The organism is Methanoculleus sp. (assembly GCF_036677455.1).
Lineage (GTDB): Archaea > Halobacteriota > Methanomicrobia > Methanomicrobiales > Methanoculleaceae > Methanoculleus.
Window position 1 is genome coordinate 18,452 of the sequence record NZ_JAVBWL010000018.1, and the last position, 21,411, is coordinate 39,862.

The window sequence follows — 21,411 nt, forward strand, 5'->3', positions numbered from 1 at the left end:
ACCCGGTACAAAAGTGCATTGGTCAGGATGCGCCGGACCCGGGCACGAATATAAAGGCGAAGCACCTCTTTACTCGAAGGGAACAGACCTCGAACGGTGAGAAGCATGGAAAGAGAAGAGTGGTCGTCAACCCTGGGGTTCATCCTCGCGAGCATCGGGTCAGCCGTAGGGATAGGGAACATCTGGCGGTTCCCCTACATCGTGGGCGCTAACGGGGGCGGTGCGTTCCTCGTCCCGTATCTGATTGCCGTCTTCCTCTTCGGCCTCCCCCTGATGGTGCTGGAACTCGCCATCGGCCGCTCGACAGGGACCTCGATCGTCTCTGCCTTCCGCTCGATACAGCAACGGTTCACCGCCGCAGGAATCGCCATCGTCGCCGTCGTCAGCCTGATCCTCGGCTACTACCTCGTGATCACGGGCTGGGTGCTCGCGTATGCGTTCTTCTTCGCCCTCGGCCGGCCGGTGGAGTTCAGTGCGTTCACCGACTCCTACCTTCCGCTCGTCTTCTTCCTCCTCTCGGGGCTCGCGGTCTATGTGACGGTGCGGTCCGGGGTCCGGGAGGGGATCGAGAGGCTCTCCCGGTACCTCATCCCGGCCCTCCTTGTGATCCTCATCTTCCTCGTCGCCTTCTCGCTCACAGAGCCCGGGGCCTTCGAGGGGATCGAGTTCTACCTCTCCCCCGACTTCTCGAAGCTGACCGATCCTGCCGTCTGGATCGCGGCCTTCGGGCAGGCCTTCTTCTCGCTCTCCGTGGGCATGGGTATCCTGATCACCTTCGGGAGTTACCTCAGAAAAGGACCCCTCTTTCGGAACGCCACCATCATCGCCGTCGCTGATATGCTGGTTGCAGTCCTTGCCGGGCTCGTGATCTTCCCCCTGGTCTTCACCGCAGGCCTTGACCCCGCGGCCGGAGTGAACCTCGCGTTCATCACCCTGCCCACGGCCTTTATGGAGATACAGTACGGCATGCTGCTCGGAGCGCTCTTCTTCCTGATGCTCTTTGCTGCGGCGCTCACCTCGGCGGTCTCCATGCTCGAAGTCCCGGTGGCGACGCTGATGGACTCCTACGGCTACCCCCGGAAACGCGCTACACTCCTTGCCTTCGCCGTAATCGTGCTCCTCGGGCTCCCGTCTGCCCTCAGTTACACTTCCCTGAACCTCGCGGTCTTCGGGAGACCGTTCCTCGACCTCGCCGACTACCTGTTCGGGACGATCGGCCTCATCGTGGCCGGGCTGATCGTGAGCATCGTCGGAGGGTGGTTCATGAACCGCACCCGGATCTGTGCAGAGATCGACGGCTGCGGGTGGCAGCAGAGAGTCTATATGATGCTCATCCGCTACGGCGTTCCGGCAATCCTGTTGATCACGCTTATTGGGAGTTTCTTCCGGGTCGCGGGATGAAGAGACGCCGGGCTATATCACCGGCACCTCTTCCTCTACCCGCTTATTCTTCTCCTGCTCCCGGAGTGCATCAAGGACGTCCTGCATATCGGGCGCCATCGTCGGCCGGTATACCCTGGCGAATATGACGTGTCCAAACTCGTCAACGACGATGTTTGCCCGCCGGGCGTAGCCCTTTGTGCCGTCAAAGAGATCGTACATCTGGGCCACCTCGCCGTGAGGCCAGAAGTCTGCAAGGATCCGGGTATTCTTGATGCCCAGGCTCTCCGCCCATGCCCGTTTGCAGGGGACGGAGTCCACGCTGATACCAAGGGCAACAGCATCAAGGGCGTCGAACGCCTCTCTGTTCGCCTCAAGCGTCTTCATCTGCCGGGCGCAGACGCTGGTCCAGGCCAGCGGGTGAAACGAGAGGATAATTCGTTTCCCCATAAAGCCTGATGACCGGATCTCGTTTCCGTCCTGGTCGGGAAGCGAGAAGTCTGGTGCCCGTTCGCCAAGTTCGACCATCGTGCATCACCGGTGAGACTCCGGCCCCGGCGATGATAAACATTTCTCATGGTCGACCGAGGCCGTTCCCGGTGCCCGGCAGGGTCTCATCCGCCCACCGCGAATCCCGCAGGTTTAAGACTCCTGCCGGTAGAGAATACTACAATGCCTCTGGCTACCAGCATCCTGATCATCGTCCTGCTGATACTTGCAAACGGCTTCTTTGCGATGACGGAATTTGCGATAGTTTCTGTTAAAAAATCACGCCTGGAGAAGAAGGCGGCGGACGGCGATGCGGGGGCGGCGACCGCCCTCGACCTTGCCGAGGACCCGACTCAGTTCCTCTCCACCATCCAGGTCGGCATCACCACCATAGGAATCATCTCCGGGGCTTTCGGCGGGGCAACCCTCGCGGGGCCTCTTGCGGAGATCTTTGCCGGGGTCCCCCTGCTTGCCCCTTACAGCGGTCCGCTTGCGGCCGTAACCGTCGTCGCCGTCATCACCTACCTGACGCTTGTGATCGGCGAACTGGTACCAAAAAGGGTGGCCATGACCAACGCCGAGCGGATCGCATCGGCGGTCTCGCGCCCGATACGCCTCCTCTCCCTGGTCACCGCACCCATCGTCAGGGTGCTGAGCATATCGACCGAGGCGGTCCTTACGGTGCTCGGGGTGCGCAAACCCTCCGGGCCGGAGGTCACCGAGGAAGACGTCAGGGTCCTGCTCGGTCAGGCCACCCGGGCCGGCATCTTCCAGGAGGCGGAACAGGATATGGTGGAGAGCGTCTTCCGCCTCGCCGACCGGCGGGTCGGCGTGCTGATGACCCCGCGGCCCGATATCGTGGCCCTGGACGTGGAGGACCCGGCCGAAGAGAACCGGCAGATCATGGAGGAATCCGGGCATATTTACTTCCCGGTCTACCGCGAGCACCTGGACAACCTGCTCGGCATCGTCTCCGTCCGCGACCTCTGGGCACGGACTATCTCGGGCGGGACGCCCGATCTTGCAAAGGCGATCAAACCCGCCTTCTTTGTGCCCGAGAGCGTCCCTGCACTCTCGGTCCTCGACGAGTTCAAGGCTTCCCGGGCGCGGATAGCCCTTGTCACCGACGAGTACGGGAGCATCCAGGGGCTGGTCACCGTCCACGACATCATGGAGTCGATCGTCGGCGGTATCCCGTCGGCCGGGCAGGTGCCGGAAGGCCCGGTGGTCCGCCGTGAGGACGGGTCATGGCTCCTCGATGGGATGCTCCCGGTCGACGAGCTGCACGACATCATCGGTACGGATACCCTGCCCGGGGAGGGACAGGGTTACTATCGGACGCTCGGCGGGTTTGTGATGATGTACCTTGAGCGGACGCCGAAGACCGGGGATGTCCTCACCTGGAACAATTTCCTCTTCGAGGTTGTTGACATGGACGGCTACCGGGTCGACAAGGTGCTCATCACCCCGGTGACCGCTGACGAGGAAAAAAGCGGGTGACTTCTACCCGATCTCAACGAGCGTGACGATGAACGTGAGGTCAACGCCGGCAAGGTGATGGTTCGCGTCGATGATGACCGCACCGGGCGATACGCCGGTGACCCTCCCGGGCAGCATCTGCCCGCTTGAGAGGGTTATCCCGACCGTGTCGCCGACGGTCAGGTTCTCGCCGCCGGGGATCCCGGCCGGGTCGGCGACAAAGACGAGTTCCTCCCGGTGCGGCCCGTAGGCCTGGTCGACAGGAACATGGATGGTCTTCGTCTCTCCGACCTGCATCCCGACGACACCCGCATCAAACCCGGGGATCACCGCGTTGCTGCCGACGACAAACCTGAGCGGTTCGCGCCCGGCGGAACTGTCAAAGACCGTCCCGTTCTCGAGGGTCCCGGTATAGTCAACCTTCACCGCATCCCCGGGCTTCACCTTCGCCTCTCCGCCGTCGTTTGCAACACAGCCTGCGGTGAGGACGACGGCGCACGCGATCAGGAGGACGGCATACGCATGCCCCCTGATCACAGTTCTCCCCCGTTCTTGAGCGCCTTGCCGAAACACTCCACCGCCTCTGCAAACCTGCCCTGTCGATCAAGCGCTCTCCCTTTCAGGTACCATGCCCGGGCATGCCGGGGCTCCGTCTCGAGGACCTTATCGAAGCATGCGCCGGCCTGGTCGTGTCTGCCCATGTGGGCAAGGGCGAGTCCCCTGGAGAGCCAGGCATGGATATCTCCCCCGTCGAGGTCGATCGCCTTATCAAACGCAGTCACGGCATCGGCATGCCTTCCAAGCGTGTCCCTGAGGATCCCGGTAGCGTTCCAGACCGCTGCGTTCTTCGGGTCGATCTCGATCGCCTTCTCGTAGCTTGCGAGCGCATCGTCGTACCTGCCCGCCTTCTCAAGCACCGCCCCCCGCATGAAGAGAGCGGCGGGGTTCTCGGCCTGGAGGACGATGATCTTATCGATCGACCTGACCGCCTCCTCGTATCGGCCAAGATGGATGAGGGCCGATGACTGGGCATGGAGGGTCTCGATGCTGGCCGGCTCCCGGTCGAGCACCCGCGTATAGGCGTCGAGGGCCTCTTCGTGCCTGCCGGCCTTCTCGTGGGCCTCCCCGAGCCTCCGCAGGGTGAGGGTATCGGCCGGATCGGCCTTGATCACCTTCTCAAAACACTCCACCGCATCGGCGTAACGCCCGAGCCACATGAAGATCTCTCCGCGCCGCTGCCAGGCAGCCCGGTTCTCCGGGCTGGCCTCGATGATGCCGTTGGAGCACTCCAGCGCCTCCTCATACCTGCCCATGTGCACGAGGGCGCTCTCAAGGGTGTACCACGCCTCGACGTCGCGCTCATCGCCCTCGAGCACCAGCGCATACTGCCTGATCGCATCGGCAAACCTCCCATCCCGCTCAAGCGCCATCCCAAAGGCCATTCTCGCATCCCGGTCGTCCGGGGAGATCTTCAGGTAATGCTCGTAGGCTCTAGCCGCCTCTTCGTGCCTGCCTACGGCCTCCAGCATATCCGCCCGGATCTTCGAGACCGCTGCATTCGAGGCGTCGGAGGCGAGCACCCGCTCGCAACACTCGATCGCCTCCTGGTGCCTGCCGAGCCGTGCGAGCGCAACGGCGAGCGCAAATGAGGCGCCGGTATCCTCCGGCCGCCCGGCAGTCACCTTTGCGTAACACTCCGCTGCATCCGCATACTGCCCCATCCTCTCCAGGGCCCGGCCCCGGTTGAGCCATGCAAAGAGGTCTTCCGGGTCGGCGAGGGTGACCTGCTTGAAGCGTCCGGCAGCCTCCTCGTACCGGCCGAGCGCGGCAAGGGTGATCCCGAGGTTCATCAGGTATCCCCCGGCGTCCGGATCGGCGCTAAGGAGCGTCTCGTAGCAGTCGGCGGCCTCCGCGTAGCGCCCGAGCCCCTCCAGGATCCGTGCCTTCCGGGTAAGGATCCCCGGGCCTGCCTCGAGAACCCGGTTGAGGGACTCGAGCGCCTCCTCGTAGTGTCCCAGGCGTTCGAGCGCCGTGCTCCTGGCGAGGTGGGCGGCCCGGTCGGCCGGGGCCCCGAGGAGGACCCGGTCAAAGCAGGCGAGCGCTCCCTCGTAATCGCAAAGACCCATGAGCGCGTCTCCCCTGCTCTTCTCCGCTGCCGTATCCCCGGGGTTGGCCGCAAGGATGGTGCCGAACGTCTCTGCCGCCTCAGCATACCGGGAGAGGTGCATCAGGGCATCCCCCTTCCGGTGCAGAATATGCGGGTCATCGCCGCCGGCGGACCGCATCCGGTCAAGGGACGCCAGGAGATCGCGGTATCTGCCGAGCCCTTCGTGGACGTCCGCCTTCACCGAGCGGGCAACGGCGTTCTCCGGCTCTTTCGCAAGAACCGCGTCCAGGCGGAGGTTGGCCTCGTCATATCTGCCGAGATGGACGAGCGCGACGCTGCTCTGGAGCAGCGCGAGGGTGTTTCCCGGTGCAACCTCGAGGAGCTGCTCGAAGTTCTCCTGCGCCTCCGCGTAGCGCCCGAGGTTGAGGAGCGCAACCCCCCGGCAGTTCAGGATGGTCTCGTTTCGCCCATCAAACGCCGACGGCTTCTGCTTCACGGGAGCCCCCGACCCGTCTCTCTCGAAGAGCGCAAGGTCGCTGCTGCTCCCGATCCACTTCATCCCGGTCATCGACTGGTTATTGAGCACCCGGTCAAACGACCGGACCGCCTCGGCGTACTGGCCAAGGTGGAAGAGTGCCATGCCGCGGGAGTACCACACCTGGACCTGCCCCTGGTCGTGCTTCAGGATCTGGTCGAAGCTCTTGACCGCCCGGTCATAACGGCCGAGCGTATCGTAGACCAGCCCCATGGAGTAACGAACCGGGATATGGTCCGGGTCGGTGAGGGCGACCTTCTCGAAGCACTCCATCGCGCCGGTATGGTCGCCGGCCCGGAGGAGGAGCGAACCGCGGTGGTACCAGGCGGGAAGACTCCCGGGGGCGACGGCGACGATCTCAGCGTAGCAGCCTGCGGCGTCCCGGAACCGGCCCAGGTGCTCGAGCGCCCGGGCTTTGCCGTAGAGTGCGTCGAGGTTGCGAGGTCTGGTCTCGAGCACCCGGCCGAACGTCTCGACGGCCTCGGGGTAGTCCCCCCGGTAGAGGAGAGCGGCCCCTTTCCTCGCAAGCGCATCGGTGCTGCCGGGGTTCGCCCTGGCGATCCTCTCGAAGGTGGCTGCCGCTTCCCGGAAGTCACCGGCTCGCTCGAGCATCCTCCCGAGGTTCTCCCGGAGGACGATATTCTCCGGGTCTCCATCAAGGGCCCGCCTGTAGGCTGCCGCCGCCTCGGCGTACCGGCCAAGCCGCTCAAGCATCTCTCCCTGCCAGTAGGAGGCGTCCGTGTCTGCCGGTCTTCCCGCGACGATCTGTTCAAAACACCCGGTCGCCTCCTCATAGTTGCCGGTCCGGGCGAGAACGTGCCCGAGTGCCCGGAGGGTCACGGCGTCGCCGGGAGACGACTCGAGCGCCTTTCTCAGCCAGCCCTGGGCTTCGTCATCTCTGCCGAGACAGGCGAGCGCCTGGCCCATGGAGAGCCTGACGGGTCCGTTTTCAGGATCGATCTTGAGCGCCTTCTCGAAACTCTTCACCGCCTCGGTGTAGTTCCCGGCCTCAAACTGAGCGGTTCCCTGCTTTATCGAGGGGTTCGCATTCTTCCCCTGCCCCAGAATATTACCGAAGAAATCCATCGACACCCTCTGTCGTTAAAACGTTCTATGGTTGTAGTTTACCGCTACGCTTCGTGAGACGACGCATCCGTTCTGCGAATGATCGTCTGCTCGCTAAGAATTAGTGCATCCGGCAGTATTTGAGAGGACCGGTTTGTCCTGTGGATCGACTCCCGCCCGCCGTGCGGCTGGGGTCGCCTAAAAGATGGGTGCCGCCGGGGAAGCCCTGCGGTCTTTGCAGAAAACCGGAAGGGGCAGGTCTGCCCCGTGGATCAGACGTCCAGGATCGGCTCGAACTGCCCCTTGCCGACCGGCCCGTGGAAACTCGTGATCTTCGGGTCCATCCCGCAGACCGGGCACGTGTAGTCCTCCGGCAGGTCTTCAAATGCGGTGCCTTTCGGGTAGCCGTGGACTGGTTCGCCACGGCTCTTGTCATACACGTAACCGCAGATCTTGCAGACGTACTTCGTCGGCTCCCAGAGTTCGAATCCCCATGCCCCGATCTGCCCTTTGCCGGTCGCACCGCAGACCGGACAGACGTAGTCCTCCGGCAGGTCTTCAAACGCAGTCCCCGCCGGGACGCCGCGGTGGGGTTCGCCCCGGAGCGGCGAGTAGATGTAGTTACAGTACTTGCACCGGTATCGCTTCACCTTCTCCATACGGATCACGCTCACCCGGGGTGATCACCCCGCAGGATAAGCAGGGGAAAGGAAGTGTTACCTGATAATCTTTCCCGTGGAGACCAAGAGTTGAGGCAGGGGACCCCTCCCTTCTCCCGGGCCGGACAGCCGCGCATCGCGGGGATCTCCTCCCCGGGGGAGGGTGAGTCACTCTCGCCTGCCGCCCGAAAGAACGCGGAAGATGAGTGAGAGCACGAGCATGAGGGCGATCAGAATACCCCCGATGAAGAGGATGAGGGCAAGGCCAAACCTGCCGATCCCGGACGTGGGCATCTCTCCTCTCCACGAGAATCCCTGCGTCCACGCTGTCTGCCCAGCTCTCCCGGCCTCGTAGCGGCGGAACGGGGCGTGCGGCGCAAAGCCGGCACCACTCCGGAGGGCGAGGTCATAGCGCGCCCGGGCGTCCGGGTCGATCAGCGTCTCGTACGCCTGCTGGATGGCGATGAACCGCTCCTGTGCATCCGGGTCCGGGTTGACGTCCGGGTGGTACTGTTTCGCGAGTTTCCGGTATGCCGCCCGGATCTCCTCCGGCGCGGCTTCGGGGGAGACACCCAGGATCTCGTAATAGGTCTCCACAGCAGCCCTCGCGCGGTCTCAGTCCGAGGAGACCTCACCCGTATCCCCGTTCACCGTCACCCGGGTGCCGGGGGTGAGGCGGCAGAACTCCGGCGGGAGGCGGTCGACCATCGGGATCCCCGCGATGATCGCCCCGACCGCGATGATCGGTTCGGCCTCCGTATTGACGATCGCCGCTGGAGCACACCCGTTCTGCTTCAGCGCGTAGATCACGTAGGACCCGACCGTCGATCCCTTCCCGTATGGGAACGCCAGGACGCGCCCGGCGATCGACTGCCCCTCAAGCGGATGCCCGCGCTCGACGACGGTACCGGTCTTTGGGTTCACACCCGAGAGGAACGATATGGGTTCGGGCGAGACGAGGAGGTCCCCGCTCGCAATACCCCGGGATATACTTCTCCCATGCATGATCACTGCCACCACAGTATAATGTGGTTGGAGATCCAACTATAAGAGTAACATGGACGAAACCATTGGCAGCGCTCCTGGCAGCGAGCATGATATGCTCACCCTCCAGATTCAGGACCTGAAGGCGCAGATCCTGGATTACAAACTCAAAAATGAGTTACTCGAGAAGGAGCTCCTGCAACTCAGAAAAGAGAACAGCCAGCTCAAGAAGGTGCCGCTGTTCGTTGCCGCTGTGGTCGATGTGCTTCCAAACGGCGAGGTGTACCTCCGGCAGCAGGGGAACAACCAGGAGTATGTCACCGTAGTCAATGAAAAACTCCATCGCACCCTCAAACCCGGGATGAAGGTGGCGGTGAACAATACGCTCTCCATCGTCAAGATAGTCGGCAACATCTTCGACTCACGGGTCAGGGTCATGGAACTCGACGAACAGCCGAGCGTGACATTTGATCAGATCGGCGGCCTGAAAGATGTGATCGAGGAGGTCCGGGAAGCGGTCGAGTATCCGCTGACGAAGCCCGAGATCTACGAGCGCGTGGGCGTGGAGCCCCCGAAAGGCATCCTCCTCCACGGTCCGCCCGGCACGGGGAAGACCCTGATCGCAAAGGCGGTTGCCCGCCAGTCCAACGCACGGTTCATCAGGATGTCCGGGAGCGAACTCGTCCACAAGTACATCGGGGAAGGGGCGCAGCTCGTGCGGGAACTCTTCATCCTCGCGCGGGAGCGCGCTCCGTCCATCGTCTTCATCGACGAGATCGACGCGATCGGGAGCATGCGCACGAACGACGGGACCTCCGGCAGCGCTGAGGTCCAGCGGACGCTGATGCAGCTCCTGGCGGAGATGGATGGGTTTGGGAACCGCGGCAACGTCCGGATCATGGCGGCGACGAACCGGATCGATATGCTGGACCCTGCCCTCCTCCGTCCCGGCCGGTTCGACCGGATCATCGCGGTCCCGCTCCCTGATGCCGGAGCGCGCCTCGAGATCCTGAAGATCCACACCGCGAAGATGACGCTTGCCGGGAACGTGGACCTGCCCGGGATTGCGGAACTCGCCGGGAACACCACCGGTGCGGAACTGCAGGCGGTCTCTCGCGAGGCCGGGATGTTCGCGATCCGGCGGGACGCCGATGCCGTCGACCAGGACGACTTCCTCGCGGCGATCAAGAAGGTGAAGCGCGAGGTCTCGGCGGCCCCTGCCGACACCCGCATGTATCTCTGACGGGGGCCTCTCCACCCCCCGATTTCGGAACCCTTATCGTCCTTTCCCGTCCATCAGGTATGCCATGAACGTCCTCCTCATTCAGCCGGAGGGGATTGACCTCTATACCACCCTGCTCAGGTCCGAGACCAGCAGGGGAGCCCTTCGTTTTTACCAGCCCGACCGGCTCGCGCATGGCATACGTATCCGGACGGCGTCGCTCGGGAGCGCTCTTGCTCTCGTCTCCGAGCTCCGGTGGTATATCCAGCGCTACGTCGAGGAGGTTCTCTTCGAACCCGAGGATGGCGTCTTCTACTCGTCAGGGCTCGCCCGGCAGATCTACGAGCGGGACGTGAAGCCCGCACACCCGTGGCGGTACCGCTGTCTCTACCGGATCTCCGGGGACCACCTGGTCGATACCATCCGGATGGACGAGGGGACGACGCCGGAGGCGTATGCCGACCGGACGGAGCCCGAGGATACGGTGCTCGAGGTCTGGTGCACGGAAGAGGAGTATCCGGCCGGATAGGCCGGGGCAGGGACAACAATGAGAGGCTTACATGATAGAGACAGGGGAGGGGGCACGCCCCCTCCCCATCAGCCCCTCCCCCAATGGTGATACCCCCACGGTCCACTGCACGGGGAGATGCTGGAGAAGAGATAGAGCCTCGGCTCGCTCCCGGGACACGGCTTTCCACCAAGTATCGCCATGACTGCCCCCGCCCCTCGGGGCAGGGTGCGACGGGCCGTAGGGCCGGAGCATGAGCACCGTTAGGTGCGACTGAGGAGCGCGAAGCGCGGGTGGGGTGGGGGCAACACATCCCTTTACGGGATGGAGGCAGGAGAGTTCACTGCGCAGCCCCTTTCGTAAATCCTCCTGCAATGTACACATTTCGTAAACAAGGAAATTGCAGGAGGAGCTGCAAAAGGTATCGCGAAGAGAGTTATTTCGGAGTCTCTCCCACTAATATAACGGGAGACCGAAGACTGGTACATGCAGCACACCTGGACGGGCGGAGGCCTGAGGTTCTCCTGTTGCACCGAGCACGACCTGCCCGAGATAGCCCGGATGCTCGCAAAAGAGTCGGTCTGCAGGTGGATGTTCTTCGGGCCGAATACGGAAGAGGCCACCCGCTCCTACTTTCTTCCCCTGATCGAGGAGATGCAGGCAACGCTCGCGGAGGGGAGAAGACCGGATCACCATGTGTTTACAATACGGCTGGAGCGTTCCGGGGAGTTCGTCGGGCAGTGCGCACTGTTACCGGTCGATGACAGTCCCGGGTCGTTCCTGATCGGCTACCAGCTCGATGACACCTGCTGGAGAAGGGGCTACGGTACCCTGGCCTGCACTTTCCTGGTCTACTTCGCGTTCACCGTCCTCGGCGCTTACCGGTTGAACGGCGACACCGTTGCCGATAATATGGCGTCCCGGCGGGTGATGGAGCGGTGCGGCTTTGTCCAGGAGGGGATCCAGAGGCGATACTGGCATGCCCGGGGCAGGTATTACGACCGTGTGGTCTTCGGCCTCCTCGCGAGCGATCTTACCCCGGAGCGCCTTGCGGCGCTCGCGGAGAAGTTCACGGTATAATAACTGTATTGTAAAAAAGAGAGTATCCTTCAGGCGAACATCTCGCCGAAGGTGGTGTGGAAGTGGTGGCGGTCGAAGTCCACTGAGAGTTTGTCGATCGCCTTCATGAAGTCGTCGCTGTTGACGGCGTCGCGCTCCATCCTGATGGCGAACATCCCCGCTTCCATGCAGATCGCCCGGAGGTCGGCGCCGTTCTTGCCCTCGGTGAGCCGGGCCACCTCCGAGAGGTTGACGTCCTCGCCAAGGCTCATGTGCTGGGTGTGGATCTTCAGGATCGCAAGTCGCCCCTGGTGGTCCGGGAGCGGTATCTCGATCATCCGGTCGAACCGGCCCGGGCGGAGGAGGGCGCGGTCGAGGATGTCGATCCGGTTCGTGGCGGCGATGATCTTGACGTCCCCGCGGTTGTCAAACCCATCCATCTCCGCCAGGAGCTGCATCAGCGTCCGCTGGACCTCGCGATCGCCGGAGGTCGTCGAGTCGTTCCGGTGCGCCCCGATCGCGTCTATCTCGTCGATGAATATGATCGACGGCGCCTTCTGCTTCGCGAGGTCGAAGAGTTCCCGGACCAGGCGGGCCCCCTCGCCGATGTATTTCTGCACCAGTTCTGAACCCACCACACGGAGGAAGTGTGCGTTCGTCTGGTGCGCCACCGCCCGGGCGAGGAGCGTCTTCCCGGTGCCGGGCGGGCCGTGGAGGAGCACGCCCTTCGGCGGGGAGATCCCGACCTTCTCGAAGAGGTGCGGTTTTGTCAGGGGGAGCTCGACGGCTTCGCGGATCTCCTCGATCTGCGGTTCAAGGCCGCCGATATTCTCGTATGTCTCGTCCGGGGAATCCACCAGCTCCATGCCGTAGATCTGCGCGTCGTAGCTTGTGGGGAGCACGTCCACGATTGCCAAGGACTGCTGGTTGAGCGTGCACCGGACCCCTGGTTTGAGGAGATCGGGGTCGATGAGTTGAGACGTACGGACCAGGAACCGTGGTCCTGCGCTGCTGCGCACAATCACCCGGCTGTTGTCGATAACGTCCGTAATGGTCCCGATCACGAGAGGTGGGCTTCTGAGTTGCTCGATCTCGCTCTTGAGTTTTCTGAGCTCTCGCTCGTAGCGGATCTTCTGGGTCTCAACATACCTCTTTTCGGACTCCATCTGGCGGAACTGCTCGCGTAACTCCAGGTTCCGGTTTTCGAGGTTTGTAATTCGTTCCAGGAGATACTGATAGATGTCTTCACCGGTATCCTTCTCTGGTGTCTGCCGAGCGATATCTCCCATGGGTCTCCTCGATTAATTATATAGGTTAAAATGAATATAAAATTGTTTGCGAGACTTATGCAGTGTGAACTATGCGGCGCTCCCATCCAGGGACCGTCGAAAACAATCCAACTCGAGGGTGCAGAACTCTGTGTCTGCCCCCGATGCGCAAAACACGGTACAGAAGTCCAGCAACCGCGACGAAGGGGTGCCCCACAGGCGAAGCCGGGCGTCGCCGTCTCCCAGGCCCGGAGGAGGCCGCGGGACGTCTTTGACCTGATGGAAGGCGAGATCGTCGACGATTACGCCGACCGGATCCGGGTCGCCCGCGAAGGAAAAGAATGGTCCACGCTCGACCTCGCCCAGGCCATCAAGGAACGTGAGATCCTGGTCAAGAAGATCGAGAAAAGAGACCTCATTCCCGAGGACGAAGTCCGGAAGAAGCTCGAGAAGGCCCTCGATATCAGGCTGATTGACTCGGCCGAAGACAGCGCCTCCGCAGGCGGGCCGGGACGGGTGACCATGACCGTCGGCGACGTGGTATCGTTCAAAAAGACCCGGAAGTAAGGCTTCCTGCCATATTTTTTTCACGGGGACCGATCCTGTCCCGGATCCTCTTCCTGCACGACGATCCGGCATACTTTTATACATAGACACGTAACGATGTACGCAATGCGTGGTGAATGTTTTTTCGCCGGTGAACGTTTTTACCTCGGCTAACGAAGTAACCACCCCCGCAGGAACAACCCGTCAGATTTTAACCGTCGCCCTCCGTGTCCACGGAGCGACAGCGTTCTATCGCTATTTTACCCGGTTTTGAAATATTCCCGGAGACTGCATCATCACAATCCGGGAGGACTATGGTTATGAGAGGAAAGGAGATTCGTCTGGAACGTATCATGGATCGAAATACCGGCAGGACCATCATCGTCCCGCTCGATCACGGCGTGACGCTCGGCCCCATCCCGGGGCTCGTCGATGTCGGAAGAACCATCGACCTCGTCGCCGAAGGGGGGGCGAACGCGGTGATCGGCCATGTGGGGCTTGCGCTGCACGGGCACCGGGGGCACGGCCGGGATGTCGGCCTGATCATGCACCTCTCGGCGAGCACCAGCATCGGCCCTGACCCGAACGACAAGGTGCTCGTGAACACCGTCACGAACGCCCTGAAGATGGGCGCCGACGGCGTCTCGGTGCATATCAACGTCGGGGCCGACTCCGAGGCACGGATGCTCGAAGACCTCGGCCGGGTCGCGGTCACGTGCATGGAGTGGGGGATGCCGCTCCTTGCGATGATGTACCCAAGGGGCAGGAAGGTCGCCGATGAGCACGATATCGAGTGCGTCAAGATCTCTGCACGGGTAGCGGCGGAGCTCGGCGCCGATATCGTCAAGACCGTCTACACCGGCGACCCGGACTCGTTTGGCGAGGTGACCCGGGGCTGCCCGGTCCCGGTCGTGGTCGCGGGAGGCTCGAAGACCGACGATCGGGCGATCCTCGACCTCGTCGAGGGCGCGATGGAGGGGGGTGCCGCCGGGATATCGATCGGGAGGAACGCCTTCCAGCACCCGGCACCCGACCGCCTGATCCGTGCCGCAGCGCAGATCGTCCACGAAGGGCGGTCGGCAGAAGAAGCGATGGAGATCGTGAGGATGTGATGAGTATGATAGGAAAAGAGATCCGTCTGGAGCGGATAATGGACAGGAACACCGGCCGCGCCGTGATCATTCCCATGGACCACGGGTTCACGATGGGCCAGATCGAAGGGCTCTGCACCATGACCGAGACCGTCAACGCGGTGAGCGAAGGGGGAGCAAACGCCATCGTCCTCCACAAGGGGATGGTGAAAGGAGGACACCGGAAGCACGGGAAGGATATCGGCCTCATCGTGCACCTCTCGGCAAGCACCTCGATGAACCCGGACCCGAACGACAAAGTGCTCGTCTGCACCGTGGAGGAGGCTGTCGCGCTCGGCGGCGATGCGGTCTCGATCCACATCAACCTGGGCGCCCCCAACGAGTCAAAGATGCTCGAGTCGGCGGGCGAGGTGGTGCGGGACTGCAACCGCTGGGGGATGCCGCTCCTGATCATGATCTACCCCCGCGGCAAGGGGATCGACTCCACCTCGCCGCAGGCGATCGGGCACTGTGTCCGGGTGGCGGAAGAGCTCGGCGCGGACCTGATCAAGACGAACTACACGGGCGACCCGGAGACGTTTGCCCGGATCACCGCGGCATGCTCGGTGCCGGTGATGATCGCCGGCGGCGAGAAGGGCGGGGACCGCGAGACGCTCACGACCATCCGGGACGCTATCGGGGCGGGCGCAGCGGGTGTCTGCATGGGAAGGAACGCCTTCCAGCGTGAAGACCCCGCCCGGTTCATCCGCTCGATCTGCCGGGTGGTGCACGAGGGTGCCGGTCCGGAGAGGGCGCTGGAGAGAGAGTGATGAAGCAGTTCTGGGTCGATATCAGACCGTGGAAGAAGGACCTCGCGACGACCGCACTCGAGAGCGGTGCGGACGTCCTGGTCGTGGACGACGCCGGGCGCGTGCGGGAACTCGGGCGGGTGATGACCGTCGCAGAGAACGGCGACCTTATTCCTGGAGAAGACGTCTTCGAGGTCGATATCGTCGATAAGGCGACCGAGGAGGAGGCGCTCCGGCTCTCCCGGACGGGCTGGGTCATCGTCCGAACACGGGACTGGACGGTCATACCGCTCGAGAACCTCGTCGCGCAGTCGGACCGGATCATCGCCGCGGTCACGAATGCCGATGAGGCGACGCTCGCCCTGACCGCCCTCGAGCGCGGGACGGCGGGGGTCCTCCTCTCGACCGGCGACCCGGCGGAGATCCGGCGGGTTGCAAAGGCGGTCGCCGGCGCCGGCGCAGAGGTTCCCCTCACGACGTTCGAGGTGACCCGGATCGTCCCCGTCGGGATGGGCGACCGGGTCTGTGTGGACACCTGCTCCCTCCTCACCGACGGGGAAGGGATGCTCGTCGGCAACACTTCCTCGGCGTTCCTGCTGGTCCACCCCGAGACCCTGGAGAACCCCTACGTGGCGCCGCGCCCGTTCCGGGTGAACGCCGGGGCGGTGCACGCCTACATCCTCCTTTCCGGCGGGAAGACGGCATACCTTGCCGACCTCGCGGCGGGCGATAAGGTTCTCGTCGCGGAGCATACCGGCGCGACCCATGACGCGGTCGTCGGGAGGGTGAAGATCGAGCGCCGCCCCCTCCTCCTCGTCGAGGCGAAGGCCGGCGGTGCAACCGTGAGCCTGGTCCTCCAGAACGCCGAGACGATCCGGCTCGTGAGGGAGGACGGTTCCGCTGTCTCGGTCGCGAGCCTCGCCGTCGGCGACCGTGTGCTCGGCAGCATCGCAGAGGGCGGCCGGCACTTCGGGATCGCCGTCAAAGAGACGATCCGGGAGAGATGACGGCGATGCTTGCAGGCATCATCGGCGGCACGGGACAGATGGGCCGGTTCTTTGCGGATGTCTTTCTCCAGGCCGGATGGGAGGTGATTGTCTCTGGAAGGGATACGCCCCTCACCAACCGGGACGTCGCGGAGATGGCGGACCTCGTCATGGTCTCGGTGCCGATCCGCGCCACCGTCGGGGTGATCCGGGAGGTCGCAGACCTGCTCCTCCGAGAGCAGGTCTTCTGCGACCTGACGTCCCTCAAGGTAGAGCCGGTCCGTGCGATGCTCGAATCGCGCGCGGAGGTGATCGGGCTCCACCCGATGTTCGGACCGGGTGCCGTATCGCTCCAGGGCCAGACGATCGTCGCGACCCCGGCCCGGTGCAACCCGGAGACCCTGGAAGGCCTCTTATCCGTCTTCCGCGACCAGGGGGCGGCGATCACCCTCTCGACACCGGAAGGCCACGACCGGATGATGGCGGTGATCCAGGGGCTCACCCACTTCGTGACGCTTGCAAAGGCAGAGGCGATCCGCCGGACCGGTGCCGACGTCGGGGAGACCCTCACGTTCACGAGCCCTGTCTACCGGATCGAGATGGGGTTTGTCGGGCGGCTCCTTGCCCAGGACCCCGGACTCTACGGCGACATCCTGCGGATGAACCCGGCCGTCCCGGAGGTGCTCGGCGAGTTCGAGGCGGCGGTCCGGACGCTCCGCGAGATCGTGGAGTCCGGCGATGACGAGCGGTTCCAGGCATTCTTCAGAGAGAACGCCGCCCATTACACCTCGTTCCTCCGCACCGCGACGGAAGAGACGGACGACCTCATCAACCACGTGGTGGGCCGATGACCGTTGCAATCCTCGGGCCGGCCGGGACGTTCAGCCACGACCTCGCCGCACGCCTCTACGGGGATGATATCGAACTCCTGCCGACCATCCGCTCGATCATCGAGCGCGTGGCGAGCGGCGCGGCAACCGGCCTCGTGCCGATCGAGAACTCAGAGGCCGGCGGCGTGGGGGAGACGCTCCAGGGGCTCGCAGAGTTCGGGGTCGTCATCACCGGAGAGGCCTACATGCCCGTCCGGCACCATCTCGCGGCCCGCGGGGACCCGGCACGCCTCTCGGTCATCTATGCCCACCCGCAGACGCACGAGCAGTGCTCCATCATCCTCGGCCGGCTCGGTGTCGAGGTCGTCCACACGAGCAGCAACGCCGCGAGCGCGGTCGCCATGCAGAGAGACGAGCACGCCGGTGCGGTCGTCCCGGAGATGGCGGCGACGATCTACGGTCTTCCCGTCGCCGTCCGGGATATCCAGAACAGCAGGGAGAACACCACGCGGTTCGTGGAGATCTCCGCTGCTCCCCGTGAGGGTCCAGGATGCACGAAGTGCAGCCTCCTCGTGGACCCGGATGCGGACAGGGTCGGCCTCCTTGCCGATATCCTCGGGGTCTTCGCCCGCCGCCGGGTCAACCTGACCCGGATCGAGTCGCGGCCGTCCCGGCGCGGTATCGGGAGGTACATCTTCTTCATCGACATCGAGGTCTCCGATGGCTGGCAGGAGGCAAAGGAGGAACTCAAAACGATGACAACCGTCAGGGAACTCGGGTGCTACACCCGGATGGAGGTGCCGGGGATATGATTGTCAGGGTATCGCAGACCGGGCCGGTCAACGCGACGTTCGAGGCCCCCCCGTCGAAGAGTTACACCCACCGGGCGCTGATAGCGGCAGCGCTTGCCGCGGGCAGGTCGCGGATCGCAGCACCGCTTCGTTCCGCCGATACGGAACTGACCGCCCGGGGGCTCGAGGACCTCGGGGTGCCGATCGCGTGGCTGCCGGGAGAGATCACCGTCGATGGGTGCGGCGGCACCTTCCCGACAGCGGGCGAGGTCATCATCGACTGCGGGAACTCCGGGACGACGCTGCGGCTGCTCACCTCGGCGGCGCTCCTCGCCCGGGACCCGGTTGTGCTGACGGGGAGCCCGCGGATGCTTGAGCGGCCGGTCGGCCCGCTTGCCGATGCCCTCCGGGCCCTCGGCGGCGAGGTCGCGTTCCCCGGGAGGCCCGGCTATCCGCCCCTCCGGGTCTCCGGCAGGCTCCGGGGCGGGAGGACGGAGATCGACGGGAGCATCAGCAGCCAGTTCGTCTCATCCATCCTGATGGCGGCGCCCTATGCGGAGGAGGATGTTGAACTCACGCTCCCGGCGACAGTGGCCTCGCGGTCCTATCTCGACGTGACCGCGGACGTGATGCTCCGGTTCGGCGCCCGGCTTGAGCGGTGGGGATACGACCGGTTCCGGGTGAAGCGCGGCGTGCCCTACCGGGGGCGGGACTACCGGGTCGAGGGCGATTACTCCTCGGCGTCCTACCTCTTCGCGGTCGCCGCCGTCTGCGAAGGAAGGGTCACGGTCACGGGCTTAAATCCCGCGTCGGTCCAGGGCGACCGCCGGTTCCTCGATGCCCTCGAGGCGATGGGCTGCCGGGTGGCGGCGGCCGGGGATGCGGTGACGGTGGAGCGGACCGGGGACCTCCACGGGATCGAGATCGATATGTCCTCGTCGCCCGACACCGTCCAGACGCTCGCGACGGTGGCGGCAGTCGCAGCGTCGCCGACGACGATCACGGGGACAGCACACCTGCAATACAAGGAGAGCGACCGCGTCGCAGTGACGGCGGAGACCCTCCGGAGGATGGGTGCCGGAGTCGAGGTCACGGAGGACTCCCTCACTGTCACGCCCGCACCCCTCCACGGCGTCGCCGTCGACCCGCACGACGACCACCGGACGGCGATGGCGTTTACCGTCCTCGGCCTCGCGGTCGGCGGCATGGCGATCCGTGACCCCGGGTGCGTGGAGAAGTCCTTCCCCGGGTTCTGGGAGGCGCTCTACGGGGAGGGGCTGCTATGAAGGTCGTCCTCATCGGCTTCCGCGGGACCGGGAAGACAACGGTCGGCCGGATCCTCGCGGATCGCCTCGGGTTGCCGTTCTTCGAGACCGATGCGCTGGTGGAAGACCGGGCGGGGATGCCGATCCCGGAGATCTTCCGACAGCACGGAGAGGCACGGTTCCGGGCCCTTGAACGGGAGGCGGTCGCATCGCTCCGGGAGAGAGAGGGCGTGATCAGCACCGGCGGGGGAGCGGTCATGGACCCGGCAAACGTCGCCGACCTCCGGTGGCACGGCACGGTCTTCCTCCTCTCGGCCGCGCCCGGGGTCTGCCACGAGCGGATCGCCGGAAGCGACCGGCCGGTCCTGACGGATCTCCCGCCGGCGGAGGAGGTGCGGATGCTCCTTGCCCGGCGGAAGGACGCCTACCTCGGTGCGGCCGACACCTGCATCGATACCGGGAGGCGCACCCCGGCAGAGGTCGCGGATACAATCCTCCGGGAGCTCGCCGGGGGGGAGGCCCTCTCCCCGGACGGGGAGCGGGACCTTCTCATCGAACGGTTCGGGCTCTCCGCCCTCCGTGAGGAGATCGACCGCGACCCGGCCCTCCGGGTCTGCGCCATCGCCGGCTACCCGTGCGCCCACAGCAAGAGCCCGCTCCTCTACAACCGGCTCTTTAGACGGTTCGGGATGAGCTACCGCTACACCCGCTTCGAGTGGCCGGATGCGGCGACGATCCTCCGCCTCGCCTCCATCCTCCCCGTAAAAGGGCTCTCGGTCACCATCCCGTTCAAGACCGACGTGATGCGCCACCTCGACGAGGTGGACGACCACGCGGCGGCGATCGGGGCGGTGAACACCGTCGTCCGGTGCGGCGGGCGATTATACGGCCATAACACCGACTGGCTGGGCGTCCGCTCGCCGCTCGAAGACCGGCGGGGCGGCCGGGCGGTTCTCCTCGGCGCGGGGGGTGCGGCGGCCGCGGCGGTTTACGCGCTTCTGTCGCTCGATATGGACGTGACGGTCCTCTCGCGGACGCCGGGTGCGGCGCGAGGGCTCGCCGGTCGGTTCGGGTGCCGGTGGGGGGGACTGGAAGAGTTCAAGGGGAGCGATGCCGATGTGGTGGTACACGCGACCCCGGTCGGGATGGAGCCCGACACCCGGAGTCTGCTTGCTGCCTGCGACCTCGAGCGGAAGACGACCGTCTTCGACCTCGTCTACACGCCGCCGGAGACGCCCCTCATCAGGGCGGCGAGGGAGGCCGGGTGCGAGACGATACCCGGCACGGAGATGTTCGTTTACCAGGCGGTAGAGCAGTTCCGGCTGATAACCGGGATTGCCGTCACACCGGCGCTGGTCCGGGAGATGCTCGCATGAACACGTTTGGAAGAAACTTCAGGTGCACCACCTTCGGGGAGAGTCACGGGCCGGCGGTGGGCGTGGTCATCGACGGTTGCCCGCCCGGCGTCCCCCTCACGGAGGCGGAGATCCAGCCTTATCTCGATCGGAGGCGGCCGGGGAAGAGCCCGCTTGAGTCCGGGAGGCAGGAGTCCGACCGGGTGGAGATCCTCTCGGGGGTCTTTGAAGGCAGGACGACCGGCGCCCCGATAGCGCTTCTCGTCAGGAACCGGGACGTCCGGTCGGAGGACTACGACGCGCTCCGGGACGTCTTCCGGCCGGGGCACGCGGACTACACCTGGCAGGCGAAGTACGGCCTGCGCGATCACCGGGGCGGTGGGCGGAGTTCGGGCCGGGAGACCCTTGCGCGGGTCGCGGCGGGAGCAGTGGCGGTGCGCTGCCTTGCGCCCTACGGCATCGCGATCCAGGGGAGGGTCCTCGAGGTCCACGGGGCAACGGAGCCGGAGGCGATGGAAGCCGAGATCCGTGCCGCCCGGGACGCCGGCGACTCCGTAGGCGGTGTGGTCGAGGTGACGGCGGCCGGGTGTCCGGCGGGCCTCGGGGACCCGGTATTCGGGAAGCTCGATGCCGCGATCGCCGGGGCAATGATGGGGATCGGCGCCGTGAAGGGCGTCGAGGTCGGCGAGGGGTTCGGCGCCGCCCGGCTCCTCGGGAACGAGATGAACGATCCCATCACGGAAGCCGGGTTTTCGAGCAACCACGCGGGCGGCGTCCTCGGCGGGATCAGCACCGGGCAGGATATCGCCGTCCGGCTTGCCGTCAAGCCGACCCCCTCGATACGGCGGGTGCAGCGGACCGTCGATATCGCCGGGAAGGAGCGGGAGATCTCCGTCGGCGGGAGGCACGACCCCTGCATCGCGCCGCGGATCGTCCCGGTCGCGGAGTGCATGATGGCGCTTGTCATCCTGGATGCGATGCTTGAGCAGGCGAAGTACCGGGGG

The 21,411-nt window shown here is 64.7% G+C and carries 21 protein-coding genes; 14 read left to right on the forward strand and 7 right to left on the reverse strand.

Annotated features, from left to right (window positions below):
* The first annotated feature begins 105 nt into the window (after nucleotides 1-105).
* Complete coding sequence (locus tag V6K60_RS04935; protein WP_332449403.1) at nucleotides 106-1,401, forward strand: sodium-dependent transporter; 1,296 nt, start codon at nucleotides 106-108, stop codon at nucleotides 1,399-1,401.
* Nucleotides 1,402-1,413: 12 nt separating this feature from the next.
* Here the strand turns inward: V6K60_RS04935 and V6K60_RS04940 are convergent, their stop codons facing one another.
* Nucleotides 1,414-1,908 carry a redoxin domain-containing protein gene (locus V6K60_RS04940; RefSeq protein ID WP_332449404.1) on the reverse strand — a complete coding sequence of 165 codons (495 nt, stop codon included), beginning with the start codon at nucleotides 1,906-1,908 and terminating at the stop codon, nucleotides 1,414-1,416.
* Between the two features lie 144 nt (nucleotides 1,909-2,052).
* On the opposite strand from V6K60_RS04940, the gene V6K60_RS04945 reads away from it, so the two are divergent.
* Nucleotides 2,053-3,369, forward strand: a complete 1,317-nt coding sequence (locus V6K60_RS04945) for a hemolysin family protein (protein WP_332449405.1) — start codon at nucleotides 2,053-2,055, stop codon at nucleotides 3,367-3,369.
* Nucleotides 3,370-3,372: 3 nt separating this feature from the next.
* Here the strand turns inward: V6K60_RS04945 and V6K60_RS04950 are convergent, their stop codons facing one another.
* The 5 genes from V6K60_RS04950 to V6K60_RS04970 form a co-directional block, all read right to left on the reverse strand.
* Nucleotides 3,373-3,885, reverse strand: a complete 513-nt coding sequence (locus tag V6K60_RS04950; protein WP_332449406.1) for an FKBP-type peptidyl-prolyl cis-trans isomerase — start codon at nucleotides 3,883-3,885, stop codon at nucleotides 3,373-3,375.
* A complete protein-coding gene (locus V6K60_RS04955; RefSeq protein WP_332449407.1) occupies nucleotides 3,882-7,076 on the reverse strand; it encodes a tetratricopeptide repeat protein in 3,195 nt (1,064 codons plus the stop codon). Before V6K60_RS04955 ends, V6K60_RS04950 begins: the two co-directional genes overlap by 4 nt.
* Before the next feature lie 251 nt (nucleotides 7,077-7,327).
* Nucleotides 7,328-7,714, reverse strand: a complete 387-nt coding sequence (locus tag V6K60_RS04960) for a rubredoxin (RefSeq protein WP_332449420.1) — start codon at nucleotides 7,712-7,714, stop codon at nucleotides 7,328-7,330.
* Nucleotides 7,715-7,882: 168 nt separating this feature from the next.
* Entirely contained in the window at nucleotides 7,883-8,311 is a 429-nt protein-coding gene (locus V6K60_RS04965) for a DnaJ domain-containing protein (RefSeq protein ID WP_332449408.1), read from the reverse strand.
* 18 nt (nucleotides 8,312-8,329) lie between these two features.
* Complete coding sequence (locus tag V6K60_RS04970; protein WP_332449421.1) at nucleotides 8,330-8,719, reverse strand: DUF126 domain-containing protein; 390 nt, start codon at nucleotides 8,717-8,719, stop codon at nucleotides 8,330-8,332.
* A 52-nt stretch (nucleotides 8,720-8,771) separates the two neighbouring features.
* Here V6K60_RS04970 and V6K60_RS04975 point away from each other — a divergent pair, with 52 nt between their 5' ends.
* The 3 genes from V6K60_RS04975 (at nucleotide 8,772) to V6K60_RS04985 (ending at nucleotide 11,508) form a co-directional block, all read left to right on the forward strand.
* Entirely contained in the window at nucleotides 8,772-9,941 is a 1,170-nt protein-coding gene (locus tag V6K60_RS04975) for a proteasome-activating nucleotidase (protein WP_332449409.1), read from the forward strand.
* A gap of 64 nt (nucleotides 9,942-10,005) precedes the next feature.
* Nucleotides 10,006-10,449, forward strand: coding sequence for a DUF5804 family protein (locus V6K60_RS04980; protein WP_332449410.1), 444 nt, complete (start codon nucleotides 10,006-10,008; stop codon nucleotides 10,447-10,449).
* Nucleotides 10,450-10,914: 465 nt separating this feature from the next.
* Entirely contained in the window at nucleotides 10,915-11,508 is a 594-nt protein-coding gene (locus V6K60_RS04985; protein WP_332449411.1) for a GNAT family N-acetyltransferase, read from the forward strand.
* 29 nt (nucleotides 11,509-11,537) lie between these two features.
* Here the strand turns inward: V6K60_RS04985 and V6K60_RS04990 are convergent, their stop codons facing one another.
* The gene (locus tag V6K60_RS04990; RefSeq protein WP_332449412.1) at nucleotides 11,538-12,776 is read right to left on the reverse strand and encodes a proteasome-activating nucleotidase; all 1,239 of its coding nucleotides are present in this window, start codon (nucleotides 12,774-12,776) and stop codon (nucleotides 11,538-11,540) included.
* A 57-nt stretch (nucleotides 12,777-12,833) separates the two neighbouring features.
* Between V6K60_RS04990 and V6K60_RS04995 the strand changes: the two genes are divergently transcribed.
* The 9 genes from V6K60_RS04995 to aroC form a co-directional block, all read left to right on the forward strand.
* Nucleotides 12,834-13,322 carry a multiprotein bridging factor aMBF1 gene (locus V6K60_RS04995; protein ID WP_332449413.1) on the forward strand — a complete coding sequence of 163 codons (489 nt, stop codon included), beginning with the start codon at nucleotides 12,834-12,836 and terminating at the stop codon, nucleotides 13,320-13,322.
* A 299-nt stretch (nucleotides 13,323-13,621) separates the two neighbouring features.
* Nucleotides 13,622-14,413 (forward strand): 2-amino-3,7-dideoxy-D-threo-hept-6-ulosonate synthase, encoded by a 792-nt coding sequence (locus V6K60_RS05000; protein ID WP_332449422.1) that lies wholly within the window; start codon nucleotides 13,622-13,624, stop codon nucleotides 14,411-14,413.
* A gap of 5 nt (nucleotides 14,414-14,418) precedes the next feature.
* Entirely contained in the window at nucleotides 14,419-15,201 is a 783-nt protein-coding gene (locus tag V6K60_RS05005; protein ID WP_332449414.1) for a 2-amino-3,7-dideoxy-D-threo-hept-6-ulosonate synthase, read from the forward strand.
* The gene (locus tag V6K60_RS05010) at nucleotides 15,201-16,187 is read left to right on the forward strand and encodes a 3-dehydroquinate synthase II (protein WP_332449415.1); all 987 of its coding nucleotides are present in this window, start codon (nucleotides 15,201-15,203) and stop codon (nucleotides 16,185-16,187) included. Before V6K60_RS05005 ends, V6K60_RS05010 begins: the two co-directional genes overlap by 1 nt.
* A gap of 5 nt (nucleotides 16,188-16,192) precedes the next feature.
* On the forward strand, nucleotides 16,193-17,017 hold the full coding sequence (locus V6K60_RS05015; protein ID WP_332449423.1) for a prephenate dehydrogenase/arogenate dehydrogenase family protein: 825 nt from the start codon (nucleotides 16,193-16,195) through the stop codon (nucleotides 17,015-17,017).
* Nucleotides 17,014-17,808, forward strand: coding sequence for a prephenate dehydratase (locus tag V6K60_RS05020; protein ID WP_332449416.1), 795 nt, complete (start codon nucleotides 17,014-17,016; stop codon nucleotides 17,806-17,808). Before V6K60_RS05015 ends, V6K60_RS05020 begins: the two co-directional genes overlap by 4 nt.
* Nucleotides 17,805-19,073: a 3-phosphoshikimate 1-carboxyvinyltransferase gene (gene aroA, locus V6K60_RS05025; RefSeq protein ID WP_332449417.1), complete on the forward strand. Its 1,269-nt coding sequence runs from the start codon at nucleotides 17,805-17,807 to the stop codon at nucleotides 19,071-19,073. The genes V6K60_RS05020 and aroA overlap by 4 nt, the downstream gene beginning before the upstream one ends.
* Nucleotides 19,070-20,428, forward strand: coding sequence for a shikimate dehydrogenase (gene aroE / locus V6K60_RS05030; protein WP_332449418.1), 1,359 nt, complete (start codon nucleotides 19,070-19,072; stop codon nucleotides 20,426-20,428). Before aroA ends, aroE begins: the two co-directional genes overlap by 4 nt.
* Nucleotides 20,425-21,411: chorismate synthase (gene aroC / locus V6K60_RS05035; RefSeq protein ID WP_332449419.1), on the forward strand; the 987-nt coding region annotated here is incomplete at its 3' end. The genes aroE and aroC, both read left to right, overlap by 4 nt.